This is a genomic window from Paenibacillus sp. LHD-38, from assembly GCF_031157315.1.
Lineage (GTDB): Bacteria > Bacillota > Bacilli > Paenibacillales > Paenibacillaceae > Pristimantibacillus.
Window position 1 is genome coordinate 1 of the sequence record NZ_JAVIFU010000062.1, and the last position, 25,461, is coordinate 25,461.

17 protein-coding genes and 2 pseudogenes are annotated in these 25,461 nt (G+C 47.5%); 17 read left to right on the top strand and 2 right to left on the bottom strand.

The features are described 5' to 3' along the window. The 14 genes and pseudogenes from RCO25_RS30440 to RCO25_RS30505 all read left to right on the top strand — a co-directional run. On the top strand, positions 1–798 hold a 798-nt coding region (locus RCO25_RS30440; protein ID WP_308999839.1), incomplete at its 5' end, for an alpha-L-fucosidase. 36 nt (positions 799–834) lie between these two features. After that, complete coding sequence (locus tag RCO25_RS30445; RefSeq protein ID WP_308999840.1) at positions 835–1,710, top strand: sugar phosphate isomerase/epimerase family protein; 876 nt, start codon at positions 835–837, stop codon at positions 1,708–1,710. A 320-nt stretch (positions 1,711–2,030) separates the two neighbouring features. Further along, complete coding sequence (locus tag RCO25_RS30450; protein WP_308999841.1) at positions 2,031–3,584, top strand: response regulator; 1,554 nt, start codon at positions 2,031–2,033, stop codon at positions 3,582–3,584. Further along, complete coding sequence (locus tag RCO25_RS30455; protein ID WP_308999842.1) at positions 3,581–5,296, top strand: sensor histidine kinase; 1,716 nt, start codon at positions 3,581–3,583, stop codon at positions 5,294–5,296. The genes RCO25_RS30450 and RCO25_RS30455 overlap by 4 nt, the downstream gene beginning before the upstream one ends. Positions 5,297–5,360: 64 nt before the next feature. Further along, entirely contained in the window at positions 5,361–6,827 is a 1,467-nt protein-coding gene (locus tag RCO25_RS30460; RefSeq protein ID WP_308999843.1) for an arylsulfatase, read from the top strand. Between the two features lie 279 nt (positions 6,828–7,106). Next, complete coding sequence (locus RCO25_RS30465) at positions 7,107–8,057, top strand: ABC transporter permease (RefSeq protein ID WP_308999844.1); 951 nt, start codon at positions 7,107–7,109, stop codon at positions 8,055–8,057. A gap of 27 nt (positions 8,058–8,084) precedes the next feature. Then, on the top strand, positions 8,085–8,981 hold the full coding sequence (locus tag RCO25_RS30470) for a carbohydrate ABC transporter permease (RefSeq protein WP_308999845.1): 897 nt from the start codon (positions 8,085–8,087) through the stop codon (positions 8,979–8,981). Between the two features lie 68 nt (positions 8,982–9,049). Next, positions 9,050–10,678, top strand: coding sequence for an extracellular solute-binding protein (locus RCO25_RS30475; RefSeq protein ID WP_308999846.1), 1,629 nt, complete (start codon positions 9,050–9,052; stop codon positions 10,676–10,678). Between the two features lie 100 nt (positions 10,679–10,778). Beyond that, the gene (locus RCO25_RS30480; RefSeq protein ID WP_308999847.1) at positions 10,779–13,367 is read left to right on the top strand and encodes a GH116 family glycosyl-hydrolase; all 2,589 of its coding nucleotides are present in this window, start codon (positions 10,779–10,781) and stop codon (positions 13,365–13,367) included. Positions 13,368–13,383: 16 nt separating this feature from the next. Next, a complete protein-coding gene (locus tag RCO25_RS30485) occupies positions 13,384–16,857 on the top strand; it encodes an endo-alpha-N-acetylgalactosaminidase family protein (protein ID WP_308999848.1) in 3,474 nt (1,157 codons plus the stop codon). Between the two features lie 21 nt (positions 16,858–16,878). Continuing rightward, positions 16,879–19,020: a hypothetical protein gene (locus tag RCO25_RS30490; RefSeq protein WP_308999849.1), complete on the top strand. Its 2,142-nt coding sequence runs from the start codon at positions 16,879–16,881 to the stop codon at positions 19,018–19,020. Position 19,021: 1 nt separating this feature from the next. Then, positions 19,022–19,608, top strand: a pseudogene (locus RCO25_RS30495) (alpha-L-fucosidase); the annotation flags it as partial. A 9-nt stretch (positions 19,609–19,617) separates the two neighbouring features. Beyond that, positions 19,618–19,805 (top strand): annotated as a pseudogene (locus tag RCO25_RS30500) (sugar phosphate isomerase/epimerase family protein); the annotation flags it as partial. Positions 19,806–19,813: 8 nt separating this feature from the next. After that, on the top strand, positions 19,814–20,518 hold the full coding sequence (locus tag RCO25_RS30505; protein ID WP_308999863.1) for a glycosyl hydrolase-related protein: 705 nt from the start codon (positions 19,814–19,816) through the stop codon (positions 20,516–20,518). A gap of 137 nt (positions 20,519–20,655) precedes the next feature. Here the strand turns inward: RCO25_RS30505 and RCO25_RS30510 are convergent, their stop codons facing one another. Together RCO25_RS30510 and RCO25_RS30515 are read right to left on the bottom strand one after the other, a co-directional pair. Then, positions 20,656–21,534 (bottom strand): tetratricopeptide repeat protein, encoded by an 879-nt coding sequence (locus RCO25_RS30510; protein ID WP_308999850.1) that lies wholly within the window; start codon positions 21,532–21,534, stop codon positions 20,656–20,658. 27 nt (positions 21,535–21,561) lie between these two features. Continuing rightward, complete coding sequence (locus RCO25_RS30515) at positions 21,562–22,527, bottom strand: ATP-binding protein (protein WP_308999851.1); 966 nt, start codon at positions 22,525–22,527, stop codon at positions 21,562–21,564. Positions 22,528–23,248: 721 nt separating this feature from the next. On the opposite strand from RCO25_RS30515, the gene mutT reads away from it, so the two are divergent. From mutT to RCO25_RS30530, 3 genes are read left to right on the top strand one after another with little or no spacing between them, the layout of a single operon-like run. Continuing rightward, complete coding sequence (gene mutT, locus RCO25_RS30520) at positions 23,249–23,632, top strand: 8-oxo-dGTP diphosphatase MutT (RefSeq protein WP_308999852.1); 384 nt, start codon at positions 23,249–23,251, stop codon at positions 23,630–23,632. 32 nt (positions 23,633–23,664) lie between these two features. Further along, positions 23,665–24,372 carry a Gfo/Idh/MocA family oxidoreductase gene (locus RCO25_RS30525; RefSeq protein WP_308999853.1) on the top strand — a complete coding sequence of 236 codons (708 nt, stop codon included), beginning with the start codon at positions 23,665–23,667 and terminating at the stop codon, positions 24,370–24,372. Between the two features lie 14 nt (positions 24,373–24,386). Continuing rightward, positions 24,387–25,181 carry an alpha/beta hydrolase gene (locus RCO25_RS30530; protein WP_308999854.1) on the top strand — a complete coding sequence of 265 codons (795 nt, stop codon included), beginning with the start codon at positions 24,387–24,389 and terminating at the stop codon, positions 25,179–25,181. Positions 25,182–25,461 lie beyond the last annotated feature (280 nt).

Here is a 25,461-nt window from a genome sequence, read left to right on the forward strand (position 1 = left end):
TATGTGGCCTATATGCACGGTCAAGTTCATGAATTGCTAACCCAGTATGGTGAAATTGACGTTATGTGGTTCGATTTCTCATACGATGATATGACGGGTGAACGTTGGAAGGCCAGCGAATTAATTCAGATGATTCGCAAGCTGCAGCCGAACATTATTATCGATAATAGACTTGGCGGAAACATCAAGTCGGCCAATCCGGAATGCTATGCCGGCGACTTCTATTCACCGGAGCAAATAGTGCCGCCTGGAGGTATTGTTAATGAATTAGGCCAGCCCGTTCCTTGGGAAGCCTGTATAACGCTGAATGAGAATTGGGGATACCATTCACGGGATCATAATTATAAATCTCCTAGACAGGTCATTCATGCATTAGTAGAGTGTGTCAGTAAAAACGGGAATTTATTGCTCAATGTAGGGCCTGATGCTAAGGGGGAGATTCCTAAGCAATCCGTTGCGATTTTAGCTGAAGCGGGTGAATGGATAAGGCGTAACGGCAATAGCATTTACGGTTGCGGAGCGTCCGACTTGCCTAAGCCGGAATGGGGCAGGTACACGCAGAATGGAAAGCTGTTATATGCCCATGTGCTGAATAGAGGGATTGGTCCCTTATATCTGGAGGGTCTCAAAGGAAAGATCAAACGAGCAGCACTGCTCGCTGACGGCAGTGAGCTCAAGGTGGAAGTGCCGTGGATGGCAGAGCAATACTCCGATACGCATACAGGGGCGTTCATCAGCTTGCCCGGTGGAGAATTGCCGGACCCGTTAGACACTGTGATTGAGATTGAAATGCTATAGCATGCTTCCTTCATTCAAAAGAAGAGGTGAGAACAGGTGAAAGTAGGATTAAGCTCTTATAGTCTGCTGAAGGCTCTTAACGCTGAAGAGATGACCATTTTGGACGTCATTCAGTGGATTGCGGATCATGGCGGCGAGCATATGGAAATGGTTCCTTATGGTTACACCCTGGTAGACAATCCGCAGTTAGCCGACGAGGTAAGAGAGAAAGCGCGGGAAGTAGGCATAACTTTATCGAATTATTCGATGCCTGCTAATTTTGTACAGCATACGGAGCAAGCCTTTGAGGCCGAGATGTCTCGTGTCAAGCAGCACGTTGACATGGTGAATCGTCTCGGCGTGAAGCATATGCGCCATGATGTCACTGCATTCACGATAAAACCTGAACAAATGACGATTAAATGGTTTGAGGACAGCTTGCCGCTCATTGTACAAGGCAGCCGAATCATTGCTGATTATGCCGCGCAATATGGGATTACAACGACAATTGAGAATCATGGGTTCAGCGTACAAGCAAGTGATCGCGTTCAGCGGGTTCTGCATGCGGTAGGCCGTCCTAACTTCAAAACGACTCTAGATATAGGCAATTTTATGTGCGTGGATGAGGACCCAGTCATCGGCGTGATGAAAAACCTGTCATATGCATCGCTTATACATTTCAAGGATTTTTATTTCCGTCCATATGATGAGCACCCCGGGGGCGGTGAATGGTTTACAACCGCTAACGGAAATTACTTGCGGGGGGCCATCGTTGGTCACGGTGATCTGCCAATACGCAAAATCATTAAACTCATTAAGCAATCCGGATTTGACGGAAATATTACGGTAGAGTTTGAAGGCATGGAAGAATGCAAGTCGGCCTCCTTAATCGCAATGGAAAATGTACGGCGTTTATGGGATGAAGCCAAATAAAAGTAAATAACGTTTCAAAATGCACCTAAAAAAATAATAAGATTCATGAAGTCGAACATTAACAAGAATATAATTATTGAAAGAAAAGCGCCTACGCTAATGAAGGCGCTTTTCTCATAAGATCTTTCCTTATTCAGTAAAGAACGTGTTACCAAGTGTCGGCTTATTCGGCACTCTTGTTGGCAGTTATCAGAGGTAGCGGCTCAAAATGCACATTAGGAATTCGCTCCGCCTCGGCAGGATTCATATTTTCAGTATTTATGATATTCTAATATAGACTGTTAAATCTCTTTCAAAATTCAAAGTAAAAAGGTGACTTCATGTACAAAATACTCATTGTCGACGATGAGAAATTTGAAAGAGAAGGCGTGAAATTCCTCATTGATAAATACAACCTGAATCTGGAAGTTTTCGAATCGGACAGCGGCGAGAAGGCGCTCGAGTATATGCTGCGCAATCCGGTCGACATATTGTTCACCGATATCCGCATGAAAGGGATGGACGGGCTTCAATTAGCCGAGAAGGCGAGGGAATTGAAACTGCCGGTCAAGGTGATTTTTATGAGCGCCTACGGTGAGTTTGAATATGCTCAGCGGGCGATCGATTTAAAGGCCGTCCGCTATATTTTGAAACCTGTCCAAGTGAGCGAGTTTTTGAAAGTGATCTCGCAAGTTATCCAAATGTGTGAACAGGAACGGAAGGACAAGGAGCAGCAGGAAAGGATTCAAGAAGTTTACGGGAAAGGGATTCGCTATGAGCAGCAGAAGATTTTTTCTCAATTGATTCATGGCGGGAACGATAACGGAGGAGAGGAATTTGTTGAGCCAACCGCTCCCGTATATATGTTTTCCGGTACGAAGCCGATACGTATGGTCATATTGGATACCCGGGAACGATTTTTTGATCTTGTCGATTCGGATTTCGACCAATGCTTGGCTGATCTGCTTCGGAGACCATTCGACGCGGTAAACCTGAACGAATGCCAAAGTTTGATTTTTATGGAAGTATTGGATGAAGAAAATAAATTCGACCTGGAGTCATTAGGCACCGTAATAGTAAACTGGTTTAATGAAAAGTACAGCCGGGACATGTATTTGGTATTTAGCGGTCCGATTCATCATGTAGGACAAATACGCGAAGCTTACAGTGAATTTGAATCCATACTTGAAAGTAAATTCTTCTATGAGCATGGCGTTATCTTATTCACCGGCAGCGCACGCCTGGATGACAACCGTTCGATAAATGTCGAAGAATTGCTGGGTGAAATCAGGAATGATGTGGAGAGGAAAGACTTTACGTCCGTTCGGATGCTATTTGAACGTCTATTTCTGTATTTGCAAGGCGGCACGCAGATCTCTTCTATTTATTTGAAATACATTTGTATGGAATTATTAAAAAGCATATTCGAAGCTTCATCGAAGAGAGACTCAACAAGCTTCAAAAATTATTTGCAATTAATATACAATACCAATAAATTAAGCGATTTAATTAAACTTATGATTTCAGTGATCGACAGCCGCGAATCGTCAAGCAGTCATACGCCGGATTCGATGCGCAAGGTGATTGAGGACATCGTCAAATTTATTGAAAGCGATTACCGCCGGGATTTATCGGTAGAAGAACTTGCTGAAAGAGTCTATTTAACTCCCAATTATTTAAGCCATTTATTTAAGAAGCATAAGGGTGTAAGCATTATTAAGTTTATTACCTCGACACGTATGGAAAAAGCAAAACAACTGCTGACGAATACGCATAAAAAAGTGGCCGACATCAGCGAGGAAACAGGGTACAGCAATGTCGCATACTTCTGCTCGCTGTTCAAAACGTATCACGGCAAGACGCCGACTCAATTCAGGGAAGATCTGGGCGTATGAAAAAGGTCATTTATCGGTGGTTAAACCGGATCCGGTTAAAACAGAAACTATTTCTCTCCTATTTAGCGGTCATTATTATTCCGATCGCTATTTTAGGTTCCTATAATTATTTGCAGTCCAAACAACTGCTTGGCGTTCAAGCAGAACAATCATTAGAACGCAGCGCGGATACGATTGCCCAAAATATGAATTTTAAGTTGGAGCAATATAAGAATACCGCCAACATAATTTTATACAATAGCTCCATTCAAAAGATTATCAGTACCCCCTATCTCGACTACGTCAATTTGCGTTGGGATTTGGACCAATATTTATACCAGCAATTCAAGATGATTGTCGCATTAAACAAAGAAATTGTGCAGCTTTCGATTTATACGGATACGAATATGCCGGAATCCGGAACAGCGATTATTTCCGCCAATCGTATCGCCGAAGAAGCCTGGTACAAGGAAGTTGTTGAAAATTCGGCGCCGGTTTGGGGACGGGATTCCGGCCAAGTCTACTTGGCAAGCCCATTTCCAAGTTTAATGGTAAACGGGAAAAACAACGTGCTATATATAAATATTGTCTACGACCAATTTTTCACAACAATCAGTCAGTTAACGCGCAATTTAGGGATTATTGTGGCGGACACGGCCGGCGAAGTGATTTATTCGAATAAAAAACAAGTAGAAGGCCTGTTAGGTATGGCCAATATCAAAGAGCAGGACATTATTAAGTCCGTTGGAGGCACCTCCCTTATCGGCGGCCAGAGGATGCTTGTGATCAAGAATGACATTCCGCAAGCCAAATGGACCATGTACACCTATGTGCCGGTGAGCCAGGTTTCCCCTGACGCCGGCAATATAATTAAGGCGACGCTGATTGTTATTGGCCTTTGTATGCTAATCCTGCTCGGTATCATTTTGCTCTTATCCAATACGATGATAAAGCGGATTCACATCTTGATCACATGGATGAAACGCGTGGAGCAAGGCGAGCTTAATTTGCAAATTCAAACGTCATCCACAGACGAAATCGGGGATCTGACCGTTCGTTTCGGGAATATGCTGAAGCGCCTGAACAATCTCATTCAAGAAGTGTACGCCAATAAAATTGTTCAGAAAGAAGCGGAGCTGCGCGCGCTGCAGGCGCAAATCAGTCCTCATTTTCTCTATAATACGTTATCCTTTATCAATTGGAAGGCGTTAAGAAGCGATGAGCATGAAATCAGCCATGTCGTTACCTCCTTGTCCAAATTTTATCGGACTGCGCTGAATAAAGGGGATCAAATTATTGCGGTTCGGGATGAACTGGAAAATATCGAATCTTACTTGGAAATTGTTCAAATCATGAAAGATTACAGTTTTGACGTCATTTATGAGATCGATGAACGGGTATACTCGTACCGGGTGATCAATTTAATATTGCAGCCCTTGGTTGAAAATGCGATTAAACATGGCATCGAGAAAAAAGAACCGGATAGAGGACAGCTGAGGATCACTGCCGCGCTGGGGGAAGACACCATTCAGTTTACAGTGGAGGATGACGGGGCAGGCATTCCTGAGGGTATGATTGGAGAGTTGTTAACGTCTCAAAGCTCCGGATATGGTTTGAAAAATGTGAATGAGCGGATCCAGTTGAAATTCGGGTCTGAATACGGAGTCGAAATCAGCAGCCAAATCGGAAAGGGTACAATAATGAAGATCGCGATACCCCGCATTGCCAAATAGGAGTTGGCTGCCTTTTTCACATAGAATTGCTGCTTGTTCTAATAACAAAGGAGGAAGCTGTACGATGAACAAACCGAATTTGCTGTTGATCACGGTCGATCAGATGCGCTGGGATTGCTTGAGCGCGCTCGGCCATCCGATCGTAGAAACACCGAACTTGGATGCACTCGTCGGGAAGGGCGTGACGTTTACGAATGCCTACTCGGCGACGCCGACCTGCATTCCGGCACGCGCCGCGATCATGACCGGCATGAGCCAACGGTCTCACGGCCGGGTCGGTTACCAGGACAAAGTACCATGGAACTACGAGCATACGATTGCGGGCGAGCTGGCGAAAGCCGGCTACCACACACAGTGCGTCGGGAAGATGCACGTTTATCCTGCACGAAATTTATGCGGTTTTCACAATGTTGTGCTGCATGACGGCTATTTGCACCATAACCGGAATAAACACGATAACCCGGTCGACGGCCATTTTGATCAGGTCGACGATTATTTACAGTGGCTGCGACGTGTTGGGGGGGCTTCGCTCGATATGATGGACAACGGACTCGACTGCAACGCATCGACCGTTTCCCGTCCCTGGCATTTGCCGGAGTATATGCATCCGACGAATTGGTGCGCCTCCGAGTCGATCGATTTCCTCCGGCGGCGCGATCCGGGCAAGCCGTTCTTTCTGTGGTCGTCATTCGTCCGGCCTCATTCGCCGCTTGACCCGCCGCAGGCATACTTCGATATGTACAAGGATCTTGACATGCCGGAGCCGCCCGTCGGCGATTGGGTAGATGAAACGGCGGCTCTTGAAGGCGCGCACGATCCAACGACGATTTTCGGCCGCATACCTAAGCGCAGGCTCGATCGGGCGCGCGCCGCCTATTACGGGCTGATCACGCATCTGGACGAACAGATCGGCAGGCTGATTAACGCGCTGCAGGAGTACGGCGTTTTAAACGATACGTTAATATTGTTCACGTCCGATCACGGCGAGCTGATGGGCGACCATCACGCTTTCCGCAAGTCGCTCCCTTATGAGGGAAGCGCGAAGGTTCCTTTCCTTCTTTATGACCCAAGCGGAAGGTTCGGCTTCGCAAATGGCAGCCGCGTTGATAATGTCGTCGAGCTTCGCGATATTATGCCGACGCTGCTGGACGCTGCCTGTGCGCCGATTCCCGCTACTGTAGAAGGTGCAAGCGTGCTGCCGTTATGCCGGAAGGAGCAAACGGAGTGGCGGTCGTATATCCATGGCGAGCATGTATATGGAGCGCGGTCCCACCATTATGTGACGGACGGGAAAGAGAAATACATCTGGTTTTCCCAGACTGGCGAGGAGCAGTTCTTCGATCTGCGTACCGACCCGCAGGAGCTGATCAATGCCGTTTGCGATGCAGACGCTTCGGCGCGGGTAGCGGTATGGCGGGATCGGGTCGTCCAAGAGCTGGAGGAACGCGAAGAAGGTTACGTTTCGGGTGGGCAGTTGGTCGCAGGACGGACGCCGAAAACTTGTTTGGACCATCTTGCGGCAGGAGACTAGACAGAAAGTCGATCAACGAGCTTGAAGTGCGCATCGTTTATAAGCTGAAACGATTATCCTCTCATGGTAAACAGTGAAAAATAGGGTTCATGCCAGGATGAACTCAACACTGTCGACTGGGAGGTTTTTTTATGCCGGAAACGAAAAAAAGGAAAATGAATTGCGAAGAAAATTGAAACAAATCGAAGATATCTGATAATTACCTTCATTTCAGCCCATGGTATAGTTTATTTACAAGAAGGACAACAAGAGTATGACAACCGGAAGGAGGGAACAGCATTGAGTGAAAGCGTTACCACCAGACAATTACAACAGGCCGTGGTAAAGGAAGAGCGAAAAAAGTGGAAGCGGTACAGGGTTTTATACGTGATGTTGATTCCCGGTATGCTATTCTACTTAATATTTCACTATGCCCCGATGTATGGTGTGGTACTGGCTTTTAAGGATTTCAGAATTCTTGAAGGGATTGTAGGCAGCCCTTGGGCTGGTTTCAAACATTTTGAAGACATATTTTCGGATCCGTACTTTTTTAATGTTTTGAAGAACACCATCATTATCAGTTTTTATAAACTAATTTTCGGCTTTCCGGTGCCCATTTTGTTCGCGCTGCTGCTAAGTGAAATTATGAACGCAAAGTTTAAGAAGCTGGTACAAACCGTTTCGTATTTGCCGCATTTTATTTCATGGGTTGTGCTCGGCGGTATCTTTTTCACGATCTTCTCCTTAGAAGGTCCGGTAAATACAATTGTAAAATTATTTGGCGGCGATCCGGTATTATACTTGGCCGATGACCGGTACTTCCGTACGGTTCTTGTTCTTACAAGTATTTTTCAAGGGTTCGGATGGGGCTCGATTATCTATTTCGCGGCCATCGCAAGTATTGACCCCCAATTATACGAAGCAGCCGTTATTGATGGGGCGGGAAGATTTAAACGGATGTTCTACATCTCTATACCGATGCTGATGCCGGTCATTTCCATTATGCTCATCTTATCTATGGCCGGCGTGCTGGATGCCGGTTTCGATCAAATATTTAACATGTATAACACACAAGTATACAGCGTTGCGGATATCATAGACACCTATGTGTACCGACAAGGGTTGGTGGAAATGAATTACAGTACGGCTACGGCGATCGGATTATTCAAATCGCTGGTAGCGCTCATCCTCATCTTTGCGGTAAACCGCTTGGTCAAATTGATGGGACAAAAAGATCACGCATTGTGGTAGATTTTCGGGAAATGGGAGGAAGCCTATATGGTTAATGTGAAAAAATCCCCGGGAGACAAAATCATCGATGCCATATTGTATCTCCTGATGGCTGCCATCATGCTGGTCACGTTATATCCATTTTGGACGCAAGTGGTCATTTCATTGGATGGGGCGGGGGCGGCAAGTACGGCGTATTCTTCAGGACTGGTTCTGTTTCCCAAAGAGATATCATTCGGAAGTTACGCGCTTGCTTTTAAATATGAAGCGCTATGGAACGGGTATGGGAACACCATCATCCGGACGGTATTAGGTGTGGTATTATCTCTTATTTTTACCGCTCTAACCGCTTATCCTCTTGCCAAGAAGGATTTGCCCTGCAACCGCATATTTACCGGCATCATCTTGTTTACGATGCTGTTTGGCGGGGGATTAATTCCGTCTTATCTGTTAATCCGTGAGCTCGGCATGTACAACACCGTATGGGCGTTGGTAATTCCGGGTATGATCAGCGCATTTAACATCTTGATTCTCCGCAACTTTTTTCGATCGATTCCGGAAGAATTGGAAGAGTCGGCCCGGGTGGACGGTGCCGGTTACGCCCGGATTTTCACGCAAATTGTGCTTCCGTTATCCAAGCCAGCCCTAGCTACGATTGCCTTATGGGTGGGAGTAGGCCACTGGAATGCTTGGTTCGACAGCATGATCTATATTTCCGATCCGGATCATCAAGTGCTGCAGGTGGTGCTGCGTAAAATCATTATCGAGAACAATACAACAGACTTAACGCTGCTTATGCAAAAAATGTCGAACCAATCGGAATTTTCAGGCAGGCAGCTGCAGTCGACCATCATTATGTTCTCCATTATTCCGATGCTCATTATATATCCGTTTATCCAGAAATATTTTGTCAAAGGCGTAATGATTGGCGCTGTTAAAGGATAATTTCAATCCATTTGGGATGATCCTTCTAATAGAATGGATACTCATATGATAAGAAGGGGCTGGTTAAGGTGAAAGGGAACAAGGTACTTATTTTAGGAGTTATTTGCCTAACGATGTTCACAGCTGTCCTTGCGGGATGCAGCAATCAGAAAAACGATTCATCCGCCTCTAACAACGCGTCAAACACGCCGTCAACCTCAGACGCATCCGCATCTGATACGGATGTAAAGGAAACGCCTAAATTGACATTTTGGTCGTATTATCCGGAAAGAGTTAAGTCAGATTCACCAGGTGTAACTGCAGTGAAAGAGAAATTCGGAGTAGATGTCGAGTTTGTTCCAACCACAGGCGATTCTTATCAGGAAAAGCTGAACTTGATGATCGCATCCGGCGACATTCCCGATTGGATGAAGGAACCGAAACCGGCCGAGTATGAGAAGTACATTCAACAAGGCGTTGCCGCAGAAATTCCGCAGGAACTCATTGAGAAATATATGCCGAAATATATGGAATGGATTAAGAGATTTATCGATAAAGACGATCCGTTCAAATATGTGAAGCGAGACGGGAAAATTTATGGCCTTCCAGGAGTTTGGGATCTGGGCATCGACGGTTTGCAGCTCGGCTTTCGCCAAGATTGGCTGAATAAAGCAGGCATTGCCAAAATACCGGAAACGATTGAAGAGATGGAAGCCGCTTTAACGAAATTCCGGAACGATGATCCGGACGGTAACGGCAAGAAGGATACGTATGGTATAACTGGAACTGCGGAGTCGCTTTCCGGAATGTTCAGTTCCGTGTTCGGCGCCTATGACGCTTTCCCCGGTATTTTCCGTGAAAAAGAAGGCAAAGTCGTTCGCGGTGAAATTGAACCGGGCGCGAAACAGGCATTGGAAGTGTTGAACCGTTGGTACAAGAACGAGTTGATCGATCCGGAATTCGTCGTTAATAAAGGCAACAATTTTGAAGATAAAATGCTGACGGGCAAAGCCGGCGCGGGAGAATTTTATTGGTGGGTATTCATACCGGGCAGCGCTTTCCTCGGAGGAGAAACTTGGTACGATAAGCTTCATAAGGACAATGCTGATTTCAACTGGTTGACCACCGGAGGAGTGAAAGGCCCCGAAGGCAAGTTTGGTATTTCGCAAAGTCCGGCCGGATCGGGTACGGGTCTCATGTTCGGGAAGCAATTGGAGAAAGATCAAGATAAATTGGCTAAATATTTACAAATTTTCGAAGCGACCCAGTTTGATCCGGAAATTTATGAGTTATTAAACTTCGGCGTCAAAGGAACACATTGGAATTTGAATGACAAAGGTATTGTGGAGCACATCAAGCCATACGATGACCAAAAAGAAAAAGATAAGCTTGGCATCGCCGGCGGATATTCGATGGCGGGATCGTTTAACGATTATGATTTCCAAACTTCTTATACATCCGATAAATCGTTGCGCCAATTGGCAAAAGACACTAGAGCGAAAGGTACGCAAATTTATGATATTTTGAGCGCCTATCAGAAACCGGTATTAAACGAGTATCAAGACAGACTTACTCAATTTACTTTGCAAAATTATATCGATTTTATTACGGGACGCAAACCTTTAAGCGAGTTTGATAAATATGTTGAAGAGTGGAAGAAAATGGGCGGTGATAAAGTGATGCAGGAAGCCGAGCAGCTGTATGATCAAAATAAATAAATAAATAAATGCCAGAACATCTTGCATGGAACGGACATCACAAGCAGATGTCCGTTCCATGCTTTTTTTAGCAAAAATGATGGAGGAAGCCGGTGCTATAGTGAGCAGATTCATGTTTCAAGGAGCTAAAACAAAAGAAATATCGTTTCCGCTTGGAGGAATCGGAACAGGCTGTATCGGGCTCTCCGGAAACGGGAGGCTCATCGATTGGGAAATCTTTAATCGTCCTCATAAGCGCAGTGATAATGGATACACGCATTTCGCTGTGAAGGCTGAGTCGGATGGACAGGTGCTCGATGCGCGAATATTGCAAGGTGATTTGCAGCCTTCCTATATGGGTCATCATAATCAGCAGGTTAAGAGAAACATAGGATACGGATTTGGACCGCTCGAAACGACATTGGCCGGAATGCCCCACTTTAAGGATACGGTGTTTACGGGGGAGTTTCCTTTTGCGGAGATGACTTTCAAGGACGAACAGTTTCCGGGTGACGTGACGATGCGGGCATTCAACCCGTTTATCCCTTTAAACGACCGCGATTCAAGTATTCCAGGGGCCTTTTTCACTATAGAAGTGTGTAATACATCGAACCGGGACATCACGTATACAATCAACTTGGCTATGAAAAATCCTCAAAAAGAAGACAAGAACGTTCACAGCTACAACTATGCAGACAACATTCATTCGATCAAGCTTGGATCAGAGGAATTGAGGGAAGGCGATGTCCGGTATGGGGACATGACGATGGCAACGGATGCGGAGGAGGCGAGCTACCAGCAGTATTGGTATCGCGGCGGATGGGTGGACGGATTGGAAGTATATTGGAAAGACTTTGCGTCACCAGGCCGGTTTAAGAACCGGGTCTATGAGCCGGCGAAATGTGATAATTATGGCTCATTGGCCGCTCATGTCCAGTTAAAACCTGGCGAGAGAAAATCGGTTAGGTTCGTCATTACTTGGAATTATCCAAACTCGGATTTTATATGGCCTGAAGTGTGCGATTGCAATCGAACTTCCTGTCAACATACGGCGGAGCGCGCCTGGAAAAATTATTATGCCTCCATGTTCGGGAATTCAGAGGAAAGTGCGGTTTATGCACTGAATCAGTGGGAGCGCTTGTACAGCGAGACAGCGGCGTTCAAAAATGCGCTGTTCTCTTCGAGTTTACCGCCTGAGGCGATGGATGCGGTTGCTGCAAATTTAGCCACGCTGAAATCGCCGACATGTTTGCGTCTCAGCGACGGTTCGTTCTACGGGTATGAGGGATGCATATGGAATGAAGGCAGCTGTCCCGGATCCTGTACGCATGTATGGAACTATGCCTATGCGCTGCCGTTTCTGTTTCCAAAGCTGGAACGTTCGATGCGCGATCTGGATTTCACGTATAACCAATGTGAAGACGGACGCATGTCATTCCGCTTGGCGACGCCTGTCGGCAGAGAATTGTGGTCATTTCCCCACGCTTGTGTAGACGGCCAGTTCGGCGGTGTCATTAAAGCGTACCGTGATTGGAAAATTTCCGGGGATACACAGTGGCTTCGATCCCATTGGATTGCCATCAAGAAATCGATTGAATATGCTTGGGCAGACACGAACGCGGATAAGTGGGATGCGGACCGCGACGGGGTTATTGAAGGCAGACAACACCATACGCTGGATATGGAACTGGTGGGGCCAAACGCTTGGCTAAACGGATTTTACTTGGCGGCACTGAAGGCGGGCGCAGAGATGGCTCATCATTTGGGCGAACCTGATACGGCCGCCTCATACATGGATCTGTACCGAAAAGGAAAACGATGGACAGACAAGCACTTGTTCAACGGGGAGTATTATGGACAGCAGGTGGATTTGAAGGACCATGCGCTGCTTGAGAGGTACGGAATGACAAACTACTGGAACGATGAAGCGAAGGAAATCAAATATCAAATGCAAGACGGCTGCGGAATTGACCAAGTGATCGCGCAGTGGCATGCCAATTTATGCGGACTGGGCGAAATATTTGATCGCGAACAAACGAAAAAAGCATTGTCTTCCATTTATAAATACAATTTCAAAAACAGTATGCGGAATGAAGTGAATCCATGGCGCCTATACAGTCTCAATGATGAAGGGGGCGCCATGATCTGCGTATGGCCGGATAGTGCCCGGAAACCAGTCGTTCCGTTAACTTATGCATCCGAAACGATGCATGGATTTGAATATCAAGCAGCTGCGCACATGATTCAGGAAGGGCTTGTCCGCGAGGGACTCGACATTGTCCGTTCCATTCGTGACCGTTACGACGGAGAGAAGCGTAACCCGTGGAATGAAATGGAATGCGGAAGCCACTATGCGCGTTCGATGGCCAGCTATTCGCTGCTGCTTGCTTTCAGCGGGTTTGAATATGATCTTACGAAAGGTTTACTAGGCTTTAACCCCATTGAATGGACGGATTCTTATCAGACGTTCTGGTCTCTGGATTCGGGCTGGGGAACATTCTCGGTTCATGGCGGGGAAGCGGTTCTGCGTGTGGAGTATGGAAATCTTCCCCTTCAACATTTACACTTGCCGTTTTTACGTGCCCGAACGGTTGATGGTGTCACCGTAAATGGCGAGGATTGTGATATGACCTGTAATGACGGTCTGTTTACTTTTGCGCAGAAGATTACGATAGAGCGCGGCGCTTCACTTGTCATCCGAATCGATTAACATGGAGGGAACAAACATGATCGATCTGCACTACGGTTGGAATGTCGTTAAGGGCAGCGGACATTGGAAGGCGGAGGAAGAAGCTATTGAGCTGAAAGCGAATGGTTCCGACACGCTGTTCGTGAATGGGAACAGTCCGGAAGCGGCGGATGGAGAATTGGAGTTTACGCTCACTCCGCTGAATCCGACTGGGAAAATCGGCGCGGTGATTCGGTATGTTTCTCCAGACTCATGGGTGTTCATTGGTTGCGACACGCCGATGGATCCTTTCGGAAAAAGCACATGGATTTGGTCGCTTCCCAGCGGAGAAAAAGGTGTCCTTTTTAAAGCGGATCCGCTTTATGAGGGGAAAGCATACCGGGTGAAGCTCCGTTATGTCGGCTCGGTACTAGTGGTATGGATGGACGGTTACCAAGTGTATCTCGGACATATTCCCCAAATGAAACCGGAGCCGGGACGAACGGGCTTTCGGGCGTGGGCTTCGGAAGATCGGGAGCAAGGTGAAGGATTTTGCCGGATAAGTGCGATAAAGGAAAAACCGGTATCTGACTCTAACAGGTACGGTTTTGCGGCAATTTCGGAAGGAGAAGCGCCGATTGCCGTTGCGGATCAGCAGCTCATTAAGTCCGAACGACTGGAAGTGCTGGTTGATTCCTCATTTCCGAGAGTGGTGGAGTATCGGTGGAGAGAAACAGGCGCATTATTGTATGGTCAAGAAAAGCGGCTTGCCTATGTGGATATCAATGGAGATCTCTATGAGCCGGATGTTAGTTTCAAACGGTTTGGAAACAAAGCGATCTACCAGCTATCCTTTCCTGAGATTCAAGTCGAGATGAAAGTGACCTTCGAGGTAAACGATTCTGTACTGGAGATGAGTATCACGGACATCAGGGAATCCGGGGAGTTTCAAGTGATTACGATCGAGTTCCCCCGCCACAGCCTCGTATCCGTGCGGAGCGTACAGGAGGGTGCGTATGCCGCTTGCGCCGAAGGCATTAAAGGCGATCATTTTTTCTTTGTTTCCGAACAAGAAGAAACCCCGGTTCACGTCCATTATTCCATTGCTATCTTAAACACGAATGAATTGGCAGCGTCCGTTCTTAATAATGTTCTGCTGAACCGAAGACGGGTAAATGTTCAAACGGTTCATAAGGACGACTATATGGAAACGGGTATTTGGAACAGCTATTGGACTTATCGGGGACCAAGCGGCGAAGTGATCGATGAGCCTTGGTCAAAGGTTATGATTACGCCGGACCGTAATGGAGACGGCATCGTAGATTGGCAGGACGGAGCGATCGCGTTGAGGGAAACGAGGACCTCAATCCCCGGGGCAGACATGCTCCGGAACAGCTACGCCCATATCGTCATGAATTTTGCCAGCATGGCTCAGTATCCGTTTCTGCGGATATTGGATAATGTGAAGAAGTTTTACCTGTACTCGGACGGCTTCGGACAAATGATTGAACTTAAAGGATATCAATCCGAAGGCCATGACAGCGGTCACCCCGATTACGGCAGCAGCTTCAATGCCAGAGCGGGCGGTTTAACCGACTTGAATCTTCTTGTAGACCGCGCTCTCGAGTATCATGCCGCCATCGGCGTCCACATCAATCACAGCGAGGCGTACCCGGAAGCTAAGGCGTACTCGAATTCCATTATTACGACTACGCAGGGTTGGAGATGGTTGGATCAATCCTATTATATCGACAGGGAGAAGGACATCATGTCCGGCGGGTTTGATCTCCGGTTAGATGAGCTGAAGGAGAAAGTTCCGAACCTCAGTTTTATCTATGTGGATACGTATCGGGATGAGCATTGGGCGGCATACAGGCTGGCGAAAAAACTTCATGGGAATGGCTGGACCATTTGGACGGAAGAAGCGGATATGCTGGATCAGCATGCAGTATGGACGCATGACAGCACCGGAGACAGCATGATTTCCAGATTTATTCATCATACGGAAAAGGATGCATACGAAGTTCATCCTTTGTTAAAGGGCGGATATACCCGAGCGATCGATAACGGCTTTATGGGTTGGCAGAAGGAGCGGGATATTACAGACGCCATCGGATCCTTTTTTACGAAGCAGCTTCCTTACCGTTATTTAATGCATTTCCCGGTAAAGAAATGGACGGACACTGAGGTCATCCTGGAGGGAAACGTTACATCCGGATTGGAGGACGGCGAAAACGTCATATACAGAAACGGCATAAAGATTGCATCGGGCGACACCGTCTTTATCCCATGGAATCCGCAGGAAGAGGTCAAGATTTACCACTGGAATCCGGCAGGGGGCGAGAGCACGTGGACATTGCCGGAGAGTTGGCAAGGGCGGCTGGCGGAGGATGAATCAGGGAACAGGAAAGCAGTGACCACTGTGAAACTGTACAGGTTGACGGACTTAGGGCGGGTGTTTGTCGATGACCTGCCGATTGCAGCCGGTACGGTTACCGTAAACGCCGAGGCCCTGACACCTTACGTCATCTACCTTGCGGAAGCACCGCCTCTGATTGCGATGAATTGGGGAGAAGGCAGTCCCGTCCGGGACATGGGGTTTGATAGCCACGGGTTTGCATATTGGCGGAAATCATCGACGGCGGCGGATACGGATCATATTACGATCCGGAACACAAGTTACGGACAAACGTATTTGCACATTTCCGGGAACGGCGGAGCTGACGCTCTGGTGTCGCAGGCTATGTCGGGATTGGAATTCGGAAAAACGTACTCAGCCTCCGTATGGGTTCAAGTATCTGCAGGCAGACAAGCGGCAATCTGCGTTACTCATTATGGCGGACCAGACGTGATAAAGGAAATTGACCGAACTGCAGTCGTCAATTGGGACATCGACTCGGATAAGCGGGGGACGTATTATCAGAGGCTCCGTTTGATCTTTACGATGCCTGACTCAGGTGATCGTAGTCCTGTCCTTTGCCTGAAAGCCGGAACGGGCGACGAGGACTCTTTCGTCCACTTTGACGATATACGGGTGAGGGAAATAGATGGTTCCATCTTGCAGGATCGCGGAAACGGCCATTATTTCTATGAGGACTTCGAACATGTGGATGAAGGATGGGGCCCGTTCGTCAGTTCAAACGGCAGAATAGGGAGAACCCATCTATCGCAGCGGCATGCCGGCTGTACGAACGATACGATCGGCGGCGATTGGTCGATGAAAACAATGGATGAGAAGTCCGGTGAATTGTTCCGAACATTACCGTCCACGGTGCAGTTTGAACCGAATCAGAAGTACCGGATCTCGTTCGATTACAAAGCCGATCTTGATGGTCAGTACTCGGCAGTTGTAAGAGCAGGAGATGGCGGAATGCCAGCTGAATTAATGAATACAGCTTTGAACAAAGGATTGCATCGCTTTGCAGCGGAATTTACGGCGGGACACGGGCAAGATCATTATTTTGCAATCGTTAAGAACGATGATTCCAAAGGAATGCTTGTGCTGGACCATTTTACTGTCGATTTATGCTAAAGAGGAGAGGAACAGGCCATTATGCGAAAAAAACAAATTAACGAGCTTCCAAGTATGCAGCTTCAAGCGAGTCCATCGATGAATCCGGATTGGCTGGTTAATCCGGAACCTTATAAATCCGGCATTTACCGCGGCGAACATGACGATGAAATCGTGATGACGAACGGATTAATCAGCAGAACCTGGCGATTATCGCCTAATGCAGCGACGGTGGCTTTCCATAATTTAATGACCGATGAAACCATTATTCGCGGCGTAAAACCGGAAGCGACGGTGCGTTTCTCCGGAGAGGATATTTCTGTGGGCGGTCTTGCAGGACAGCCGGATTATGCTTATTTGCGGCCGGAATGGGTGGATTCGCTCACTTCAGATCCGAAGGCATTCCTTTGCACCGGCTTCGAAACGGGCTTGACCAAAGAACGTTTCCCGTGGAAGAAGAACAACGATTCGGCGAACAGTCCATGGCCCGCGCCGGGTGTTTCCTTAATATTTCATTATGAATCCGCCTCGGAATCCGCAAAGGGCATATCCGTTACCGTTCATTATGAGCTGTATGACGGCATACCGCTGCTCTCCAAGTGGCTGCAAATTCATAACAACGGCGGCAGCCAAGTGAAGCTGGAATCGTTCACAAGCGAGCTGCTCGCGGTAGTGGAATGGGATTCCCCTGTGGAGACTCCAGACCGTTGGGAGTTCCCAAACCTTCATGTCGAAAGCGACTATTCCTTTCAAGGAATGGCGCAGAAGAAAGCGAACCGGACAACTTATTGGGTGCCGGATCCGGATTACAAGACCCAAATCAACTATGATAGTTTAACTCCGGCTCTGCTGGAGAGCCGCCCCCCGATAGGGCCCGATATAGGCATTGATCCCGGGGAAATGTTTGAAACGTTCCGCACGTTTGTACTTGTCCACGACAGCACAGACAGGGAAAGAAAAGGGCTTGCACAGCGGAAGATGTACCGCACAATCGCGCCCTGGATCACAGAAAACCCGATATTTATGCATGTCCGCAGCATGGATCCGGCTGTTATTCGCGAAGCGGTCGATCAATGCGCAGAGGTCGGTTTCGAAATGGTTATATTATCGTTTGGCAGCGAATTGGATATGGAAGAAGAGAATCCGGCTTATATTGCTGCACTGAAAGAATTGGCGGATTACGCTCACAGCAAAGGAATCGCCATCGGCGGTTATTCACTGCTTGCCAGCCGCACGATCGGTCCCGAACACGATATAGTCAATCCGAATGGCGCCTATTATGTCCATTCTCCTTGTTTGGAAAGCCGCTGGGGACAGGACTATTTCAGAAAACTGAAGTCCTTTTTTGAGAAAACAGGCTTTGATCTATTGGAACATGACGGGTCGTACCCGGGCGATATATGCGATTCGACCGATCATCCGGGGCATCATGGGCGGCAGGATTCCCAGTGGAAGCAGTGGAAGCGGATATCTGATTTCTATAAATGGTGCAGAGGTCAAGGCATATACTTGAATGTGCCGGATTGGTACTTCCTTGCCGGTTCCAATAAAGCGGGAATGGGTTACCGGGAAGTCAACTTTGCGCTGCCGCGAGACCGTCAGGTTATTCTCTCGCGACAAAATATTTACGACGGTACTTGGGAGAAAGCGCCGAGTATGGGGTGGATGTTCGTCCCGTTAACGGAATACCACGGGGGAGGGCCGGAGTCGACTTTGGAGCCGCTCGGCGAGCACCTGGACACATATGACACCCACTTAATGAACAATTTCACGGCAGGCGTACAGGCCAGTTACCGCGGATTCCGGTTGTATGATACGGAGGAAACAAAGCAGGTCGTTCGCAAATGGGTGGATTTCTACAAACGGTACCGCGATATATTGGAATCGGATATTATCCATGTGCGCAGGCCGAGCGGACGGGATGCAGATTGTATACTGCACGTTAATCCTATGCTGAAGCAGAAGGGAATGGCATTTGTTTATAATCCGCTGGATAAGGAAATTCAGCGGACGCTGGAGCTGCCGCTGTATTATACGGGATTAAGCACAACAGCTATGATCCGGGAGAAGGATGGGAAGTTTCGTATGTATGGGCTGGACCGAAATTACCGGATTCAGGTACAGTTATCCATTGCACCGAAAAGTGTGACATGGTTTGTTATTGAAGCTCCGGAAGAAGATTGACGACCCGAAGGAATGGGCGCAGATTGCCAAAGCAGCCGGCCACAAGTATGCGGTGCTTACAACCAAGCATCACGATGGTTTCTGTTTATTCGATAGTCAATTAACAGAATATAAGGCAACGAATACGCAGGCAGGCAGAGATCTAGTGCGCGAATACGTCGACGCGTTCCGGGCAGAGGGCATTAAGATTGGATTCTATTACTCTATTATTGATTGGTATCATGAGCATTACCCGGCATTCGGCGATCGGATACACCCGATGCGGGATCATGAGGGTTTCCGCGATAAGACGTTTGAATTCGATCGTTATGTGGCCTATATGCACGGTCAAGTTCATGAATTGCTAACCCAGTATGGTGAAATTGACGTTATGTGGTTCGATTTCTCATACGATGATATGACGGGTGAACGTTGGAAGGCCAGCGATTAATTCAGATGATTCGCAAGCTGCAGCCGAACATTATTATCGATAATAGACTTGGCGGAAACATCAAGTCGGCCAATCCGGAATGCTATGCCGGCGACTTCTATTCACCGGAGCAAATAGTGCCGCCTGGAGGTATTGTTAATGAATTAGGCCAGCCCGTTCTGCCGCTCATTGTAAAAGGCAGCCGAATCATTGCTGATTATGCCGCACAATATGGGATTACACGACAATTGAGAATCATGGGTTCAGCGTACAAGCAAGTGATCGCGTTCAGCGGGTTCTGCATGCGGCAGGCCGTCCTAACTTCAAAACGACTCTAGATATAGGCAATTTTATGTGCGTGGACGCGGCACCGATAAAAATCAGGTGTTTGTTGCCCTTTCCAAAAATAAGAAAGGTCATCCGTTGTTCGTAAAAATGGAAGTCATTGATAACATGAAAAAGGAAACGGTAGAAGCGTTTGTAACTGAACATATAGCTGAGAAATCGACACTTCAATCAGACGGACATCGTACTTTTCCAACGCTGACAGACAACTATAACATTGTGAATGATTGCAAATACGGCTATGACATTAAAGATAGCACGATTAGGCTCTCTTTATTGCGCGCTCCGAGATGGCCGGATGTAACCGCAGACCAAGGCGAGCATGAATTTACGTATTCCCTATATCCGCACGAGCAGGATTGGCGCAGCGCCCATGTCGCAAGAAGCGCCATGGAGCTTAATCATCCGGTACGCGTAAAGGAAAGCCAAGCGGGCGCCGCGGCTGAAGCAGATCAGCAAATCCAAGCCAACTTGCTGCCTTCACGGCTGGAGCTGATGCCATTTGAGAGCAGGCATGTCATACTGGATACGATCAAGGCGGCCGAGCGGGGCGAAGGATCGATTTTACGTTTATATGAATCTGCAGGAGGACGTGAGCAGGTTACGCTGCTGCTGCCGCAGGCCGCGAGGGAAGCGGTAGTCGTTAATTTATTGGAAGAGGAACTATATAAGCTGGACATTCAGGACGGGTGTGTACAGCTGAGCTTTAAGCCCTTTGAAATCCTTAGTATTCGCTTGCGTTAATGTGAAGCAGGATTTATAACCCGGGCTCTTGTAAATAAGAAACACCGCTCCGCTTCGAACGTTTGTCCGAAGCGCGAGCGGTGTTTTTCAGTTGCAGGGCGTCTGTTCGTTTATAGCTGGGCGATAAGTGCTCATGTTTATCTGCGAAAATTCCAGCCGAATAGTTTGACATGCACCAGCAAGCGGGTGATCCAGTAGGTGGCGTAATAGAGAATAAGAAAAATGATCACGAGCGGCCGAAATATTATCCAAAGCGTAATCCAGCCGAGAAGAATTTGCCACGGCTTCATTTTTTTCATGAGGTTGCTCGGAAACAGCAGAAACTTGTACACTTTATACGTTTTCTGCAGACCCTCCATATATTCTTTGCGAATTTGCTTGTCGTCGGGATCGAGACGGATTGCGTTTTTCAGCATGAGCAGATAGTCATCATAGTCATTCCGTCTCTCGGCGGACCAGGCAAGGTACAAATAAACAAGCTCGGATTCTACCTCCAGGCGCAATGCCTTGTTAGCAAGCATTTTTGATTCTGAAAAGTTGCGAATCACCGCTTCGTTATAGCTTAAATTAGCGAGATACAGGGCATTTTCGGGCGATATTTCAAGCGCCTTCAGCAGTAAGTCCCGAGCCTCCTCGTATTTGCTTGTCTTATTGTAAATATTAGCGAGCAGGAAAAAATAATGAGGCTCATAGGGATCAATCCGCTGCGCCTCGGCTATGGATTCGAGCGCGGCCTTCCACTTCTCCATCGTATAATACGTATTGCATTGAACGAACCATGCCAGCTCATTTTCCGGATCATGCCGAAGCGATTCGCTTACCCAGTGAAGCGCCTGCTCATATTCATCTTGATAGAGAGCAATCCTTCCGAGCAGAGCGTAGGCATAAGGATCCTCTGGCGTATCTTGGATGAGCGACACAGCCGCTTTCCTTGCCTCATTTAATTTTTTCCATTCGATTAGCTTCTGAATTTCCTGGTAGCGTCTACTTTGCAGCTCTTCATCTAATTCATACATGACGGTGGCTTCCTCGCTATAAAGTAATTATTTCAATCCGTTTTGCTTCATATAGTCCAGAACGATTTGGTAATCTTGGTTAACGTCGCTGAAAGTAGCGTAGTTCTTGGCAGTGGCGAACCAATCAAGCGTCGTCGCTTTCCGATGCTTAGACGCTTTCTTCAGGTCATCCTGCGAGATAGGCTGAATTTCACCGGTTTCAAGCGTTCGCTCCAGCGCGCCTTCAACGGCATCCTTCACGATTTGCTCTAAATCCGCACCCGAAAAATGCTTCGTTTCCTTCGCTATTTTGCTTAAATCGAGCGGTGAGAGCGGTTTTCCTGCCAGCTTTAGCTGTAAAATCGTTGCGCGCTCCGATTCCTCCGGCGGCGGTACAAAGATCATATGATTAAACCGCCCGGGCCTGCGCAGCGCCGAGTCGAGGTACCAAGGCGTATTCGTTGCGCCAATGACAAACACTTGATCATTAAACGTGCGAAGCCCGTCAAGCTCCATAAGAAGCTGGTTGACGAGTATGCGGTCATGATGCTGACGCATTTGATTACGGCTGCCGCCCATTGCATCGAGCTCATCAATAAAAATAACACAAGGCTTATTCTCACGGGCCTTTTCGAATATATCATGCAAATTGTTCTCGCTTTGCCCGACGTACATGCCAAGAATCGCTTGCAGCTCAATATGCATGAAGTTCGCATCGATTTCTCCGGCAACTGCCCGGGCGAGAAAGGTTTTACCGCAGCCGGGGGGTCCATAAAGCAATAAGCTTCCGCCCGCTTCCTTTCCGTAGGCTGCAAAGAGCTCAGGCTGCTTCAGCGGTAAAATAAAGTTCATGCGGATTTTTTTCTTAACGTCTTCAAGTCCGCCAACATCAGCGAATGTTTCTTCCGGCTTCTCGGATTCTACCAAATCCTTGCCGTTATTATCAAAACGAAGCACTTTCAGCTTGTTACGGCGGCGATCAGAAAGATCGTCGCGGTCATTATGATCGGACATGGTCATCATCCTTATCAATACAAATTTGCTATTAGTGTACCAAATTTCCAGCATGGATGGGGTGTTTTTATGTAAGTATTGCGAAAATGAGAGGGTTTGATCATACCGCTGCTTGCGGTAGAAATAGGGAGACAAAGGCGAACGCTGTCGCTCCTACAGTTCCAAACCTCTCCATCGTTCCTTCTTCTCGAATTCTTTTATATCGCTTCAAATTGGCTAATGAATATACAAATACCGGTAAAATATGGCGTTAATCTCTCTCATATTGATTGTCCAAACCAAATAACGGTAATTTTAGGCGCTATTCCTCCCGTTTAGTGCATATACAAGCTCACAATCAGATATAACACCATTTTTTACTGCTAAATTGTTTAATTTTAATTATCCTTGAATTTAACGCCACATTTTACCGTTATTTCATATATTGAAATCGTTGAAGTGTGACGTTATCCATCATGTCTTTTTCCGCAAGTACTATCTAATCAGTCTTCATATCACATCCTTTATGAATCGACTGAATAAGCACCCTCGGTAAACCAATGGTCAATTGCTTGTTAAGTTATAATCTGAAATGCGTTATATAGCAGCCCAGTTTGCATGCGTAATTGTACATGTATTTTGCGATAATATCTGCTTATAACGTATGATAGAAACCTATTCACAAGGCTTCGCAGCAAGCAAACGGGTGTAAATCAGTGTATAGTGGAGGATGTGTGTTTGAATGATACGAGTAGCGGCAGCCGTTATCGAAAATGAGGAAGGGCTATTGCTGATTGCTAGGCGCAAGCCTGAAAAATCCCAAGGAGGCCTGTGGGAATTTCCTGGAGGCAAGCTGGAGGAGGGCGAGTCGCCTGAGGCATGTCTTCGTAGAGAGCTAATGGAAGAAATGGGAATTGAAATCGCGATTGGAGCATTTTTCGGACAAAATGATCATTTTTATGACGCGGTCCATATTCAATTAATCGCTTATCAAGCCAAGCATACCGCAGGAGAGATTAGGCTGGCGGATCATGACCAATACGAATGGGTGCAGGTGAATCAACTGATGAATTATGAGTTCGCGCCAGCGGATATCAAATTTGTACAAATGCTCATGCAAGCTTGACGGAGCTTGCGGGCAGCTGTGAAGCGGTTTTTGTGCACAGCGCAACGGAATCTCATTACAAGGTCGTGTCCATGCTGCTCAAGCGGGGCAAAGATGTTTACGTGGACAAGCCGCTGGCGGCTACTTTGGAGCAGGCAGAACAGCTTGCGGAGTTAAGCGTGAGCCTGGGAAGGAAGCTGATGGTAGGCTTCAACCGCCGTTTTGTACCTCTGTACATAGAAGCCAAACAAAGAATGCGGGATACGGCTTGGGTTCGGATGGAGAAGCATCGGACGGATGCGGTGGGCCCGCATGTCGCGGCATTTACGATGCTGGACGATTATCTGCATGTGGTGGATACGGCACGATGGCTGGCGGATGGGGAGATCGGCGCACCAGTCGGTATCGTTAAAGTGAACGAGCGTAATCATCTGCTGCATACGCAGCATCATTTTGACGCAGCAGCCGGCTTCACGTTATCGACAGCGATGCATAGGCATGCCGGAACGAGTTTGGAGCAGCTTGAGATTGTCAATGCAGGGGAGATCATACGCGTCAAAAATATGAGCCTGCTTGAGGTGGAACGGGATGATCGGATAGCCAAGACGCTTCCGCCATCGTGGCAGACGATTCTAAAGCAGCGCGGCTTCGAGGATGCCGTTCAACATTTCATGCAGTGTATAATTCATGATAATAGCCCGGCTGTCGATGCGAAGGAAGCTTTGAAATCGCAACAGCTGCTAATGAGTATGCTGGGATAAAGGGAGTGCAAGAGATGAGTCAGAATTCACAGGCTTTGCCAAAACCGAAGTTGGCCCGCAAAATAAAAGTGCTTATTTGGTCGGCAGCCATCCTGCTGGTACTATTATTAACGCTTGCCATCGTCTATCAGATTATGGTGTATCCGCCGACTGCAGAAGCGAAAGCCGCTATGAAAAGCGATAAGCAGGTCACCGTAAGCATAGGTCAAGCCGGTTACCGCTTTGAGCCGGCCGAAGGCGAAAAGGCGATCATTCAGCCTAATGTTATCCTTTATCCTGGAGGCTTGGTTGATCCAAAAAGCTATGCACCTGTGGCCCGCAAGCTGGCTGAAGCTGGCCACCGCGTATATATCGCCAGCATGCCGCTTAATCTAGCTTTTACAGGCCAGAACAAAGCAGACGCTTTCATCGCTGAGCATCCAGAAGATCGTTATGTCATAGGCGGGCATTCGCTCGGCGGCGTGTTTGCATCGCGGTACGCCGTGGAACATTTGAATCAAATCGACGGTGTTTTTTATTTCGCGGCCTATGCGGACGAGGCTGGCAGCCTGGCTGACGCCAAGTTTCCCGTTTTGCAAATGACAGCCTCAAACGATGGTGTTCTGAGCTGGGAGGATTGGGGCAAAGGGAAGCGGTTCATGCCTAGCCAAACGCAGTACGTCACTATTGACGGCGGTAACCATGGGCAATTCGGTTCCTATGGCGTTCAAAAAGGCGATAAGCCCGCTCGAATTACCCCGCAGGAACAGCTGGATCAGGTAAGCGGGGAGCTGCTCGGTTGGATGAATAGTATTCAAGCAGAACAGTAATGAGCAGAGAAGCCGGCAATCTCGTTATACGATTTGCTGCATAAAGCAAGAAAAGAAGCAGTCTCCGGAGGTCAATGACCTCTCAGAGGCAGCTTCTTTTTTTGCTTTAAATTTCAATCTTATAAGAGGAGTGTGTTTCACCGCGGAATGAGCTTTTGCCGCCAAGGGCGACATCAGCCGTTAACGCTTGGCGGAAACACGATGTCCTGCGGTATCGGACAGGCATTACCTATTTAGGTTTGACATGAGTTAACGTTGGTTGTATGGTTAGTTACATAAG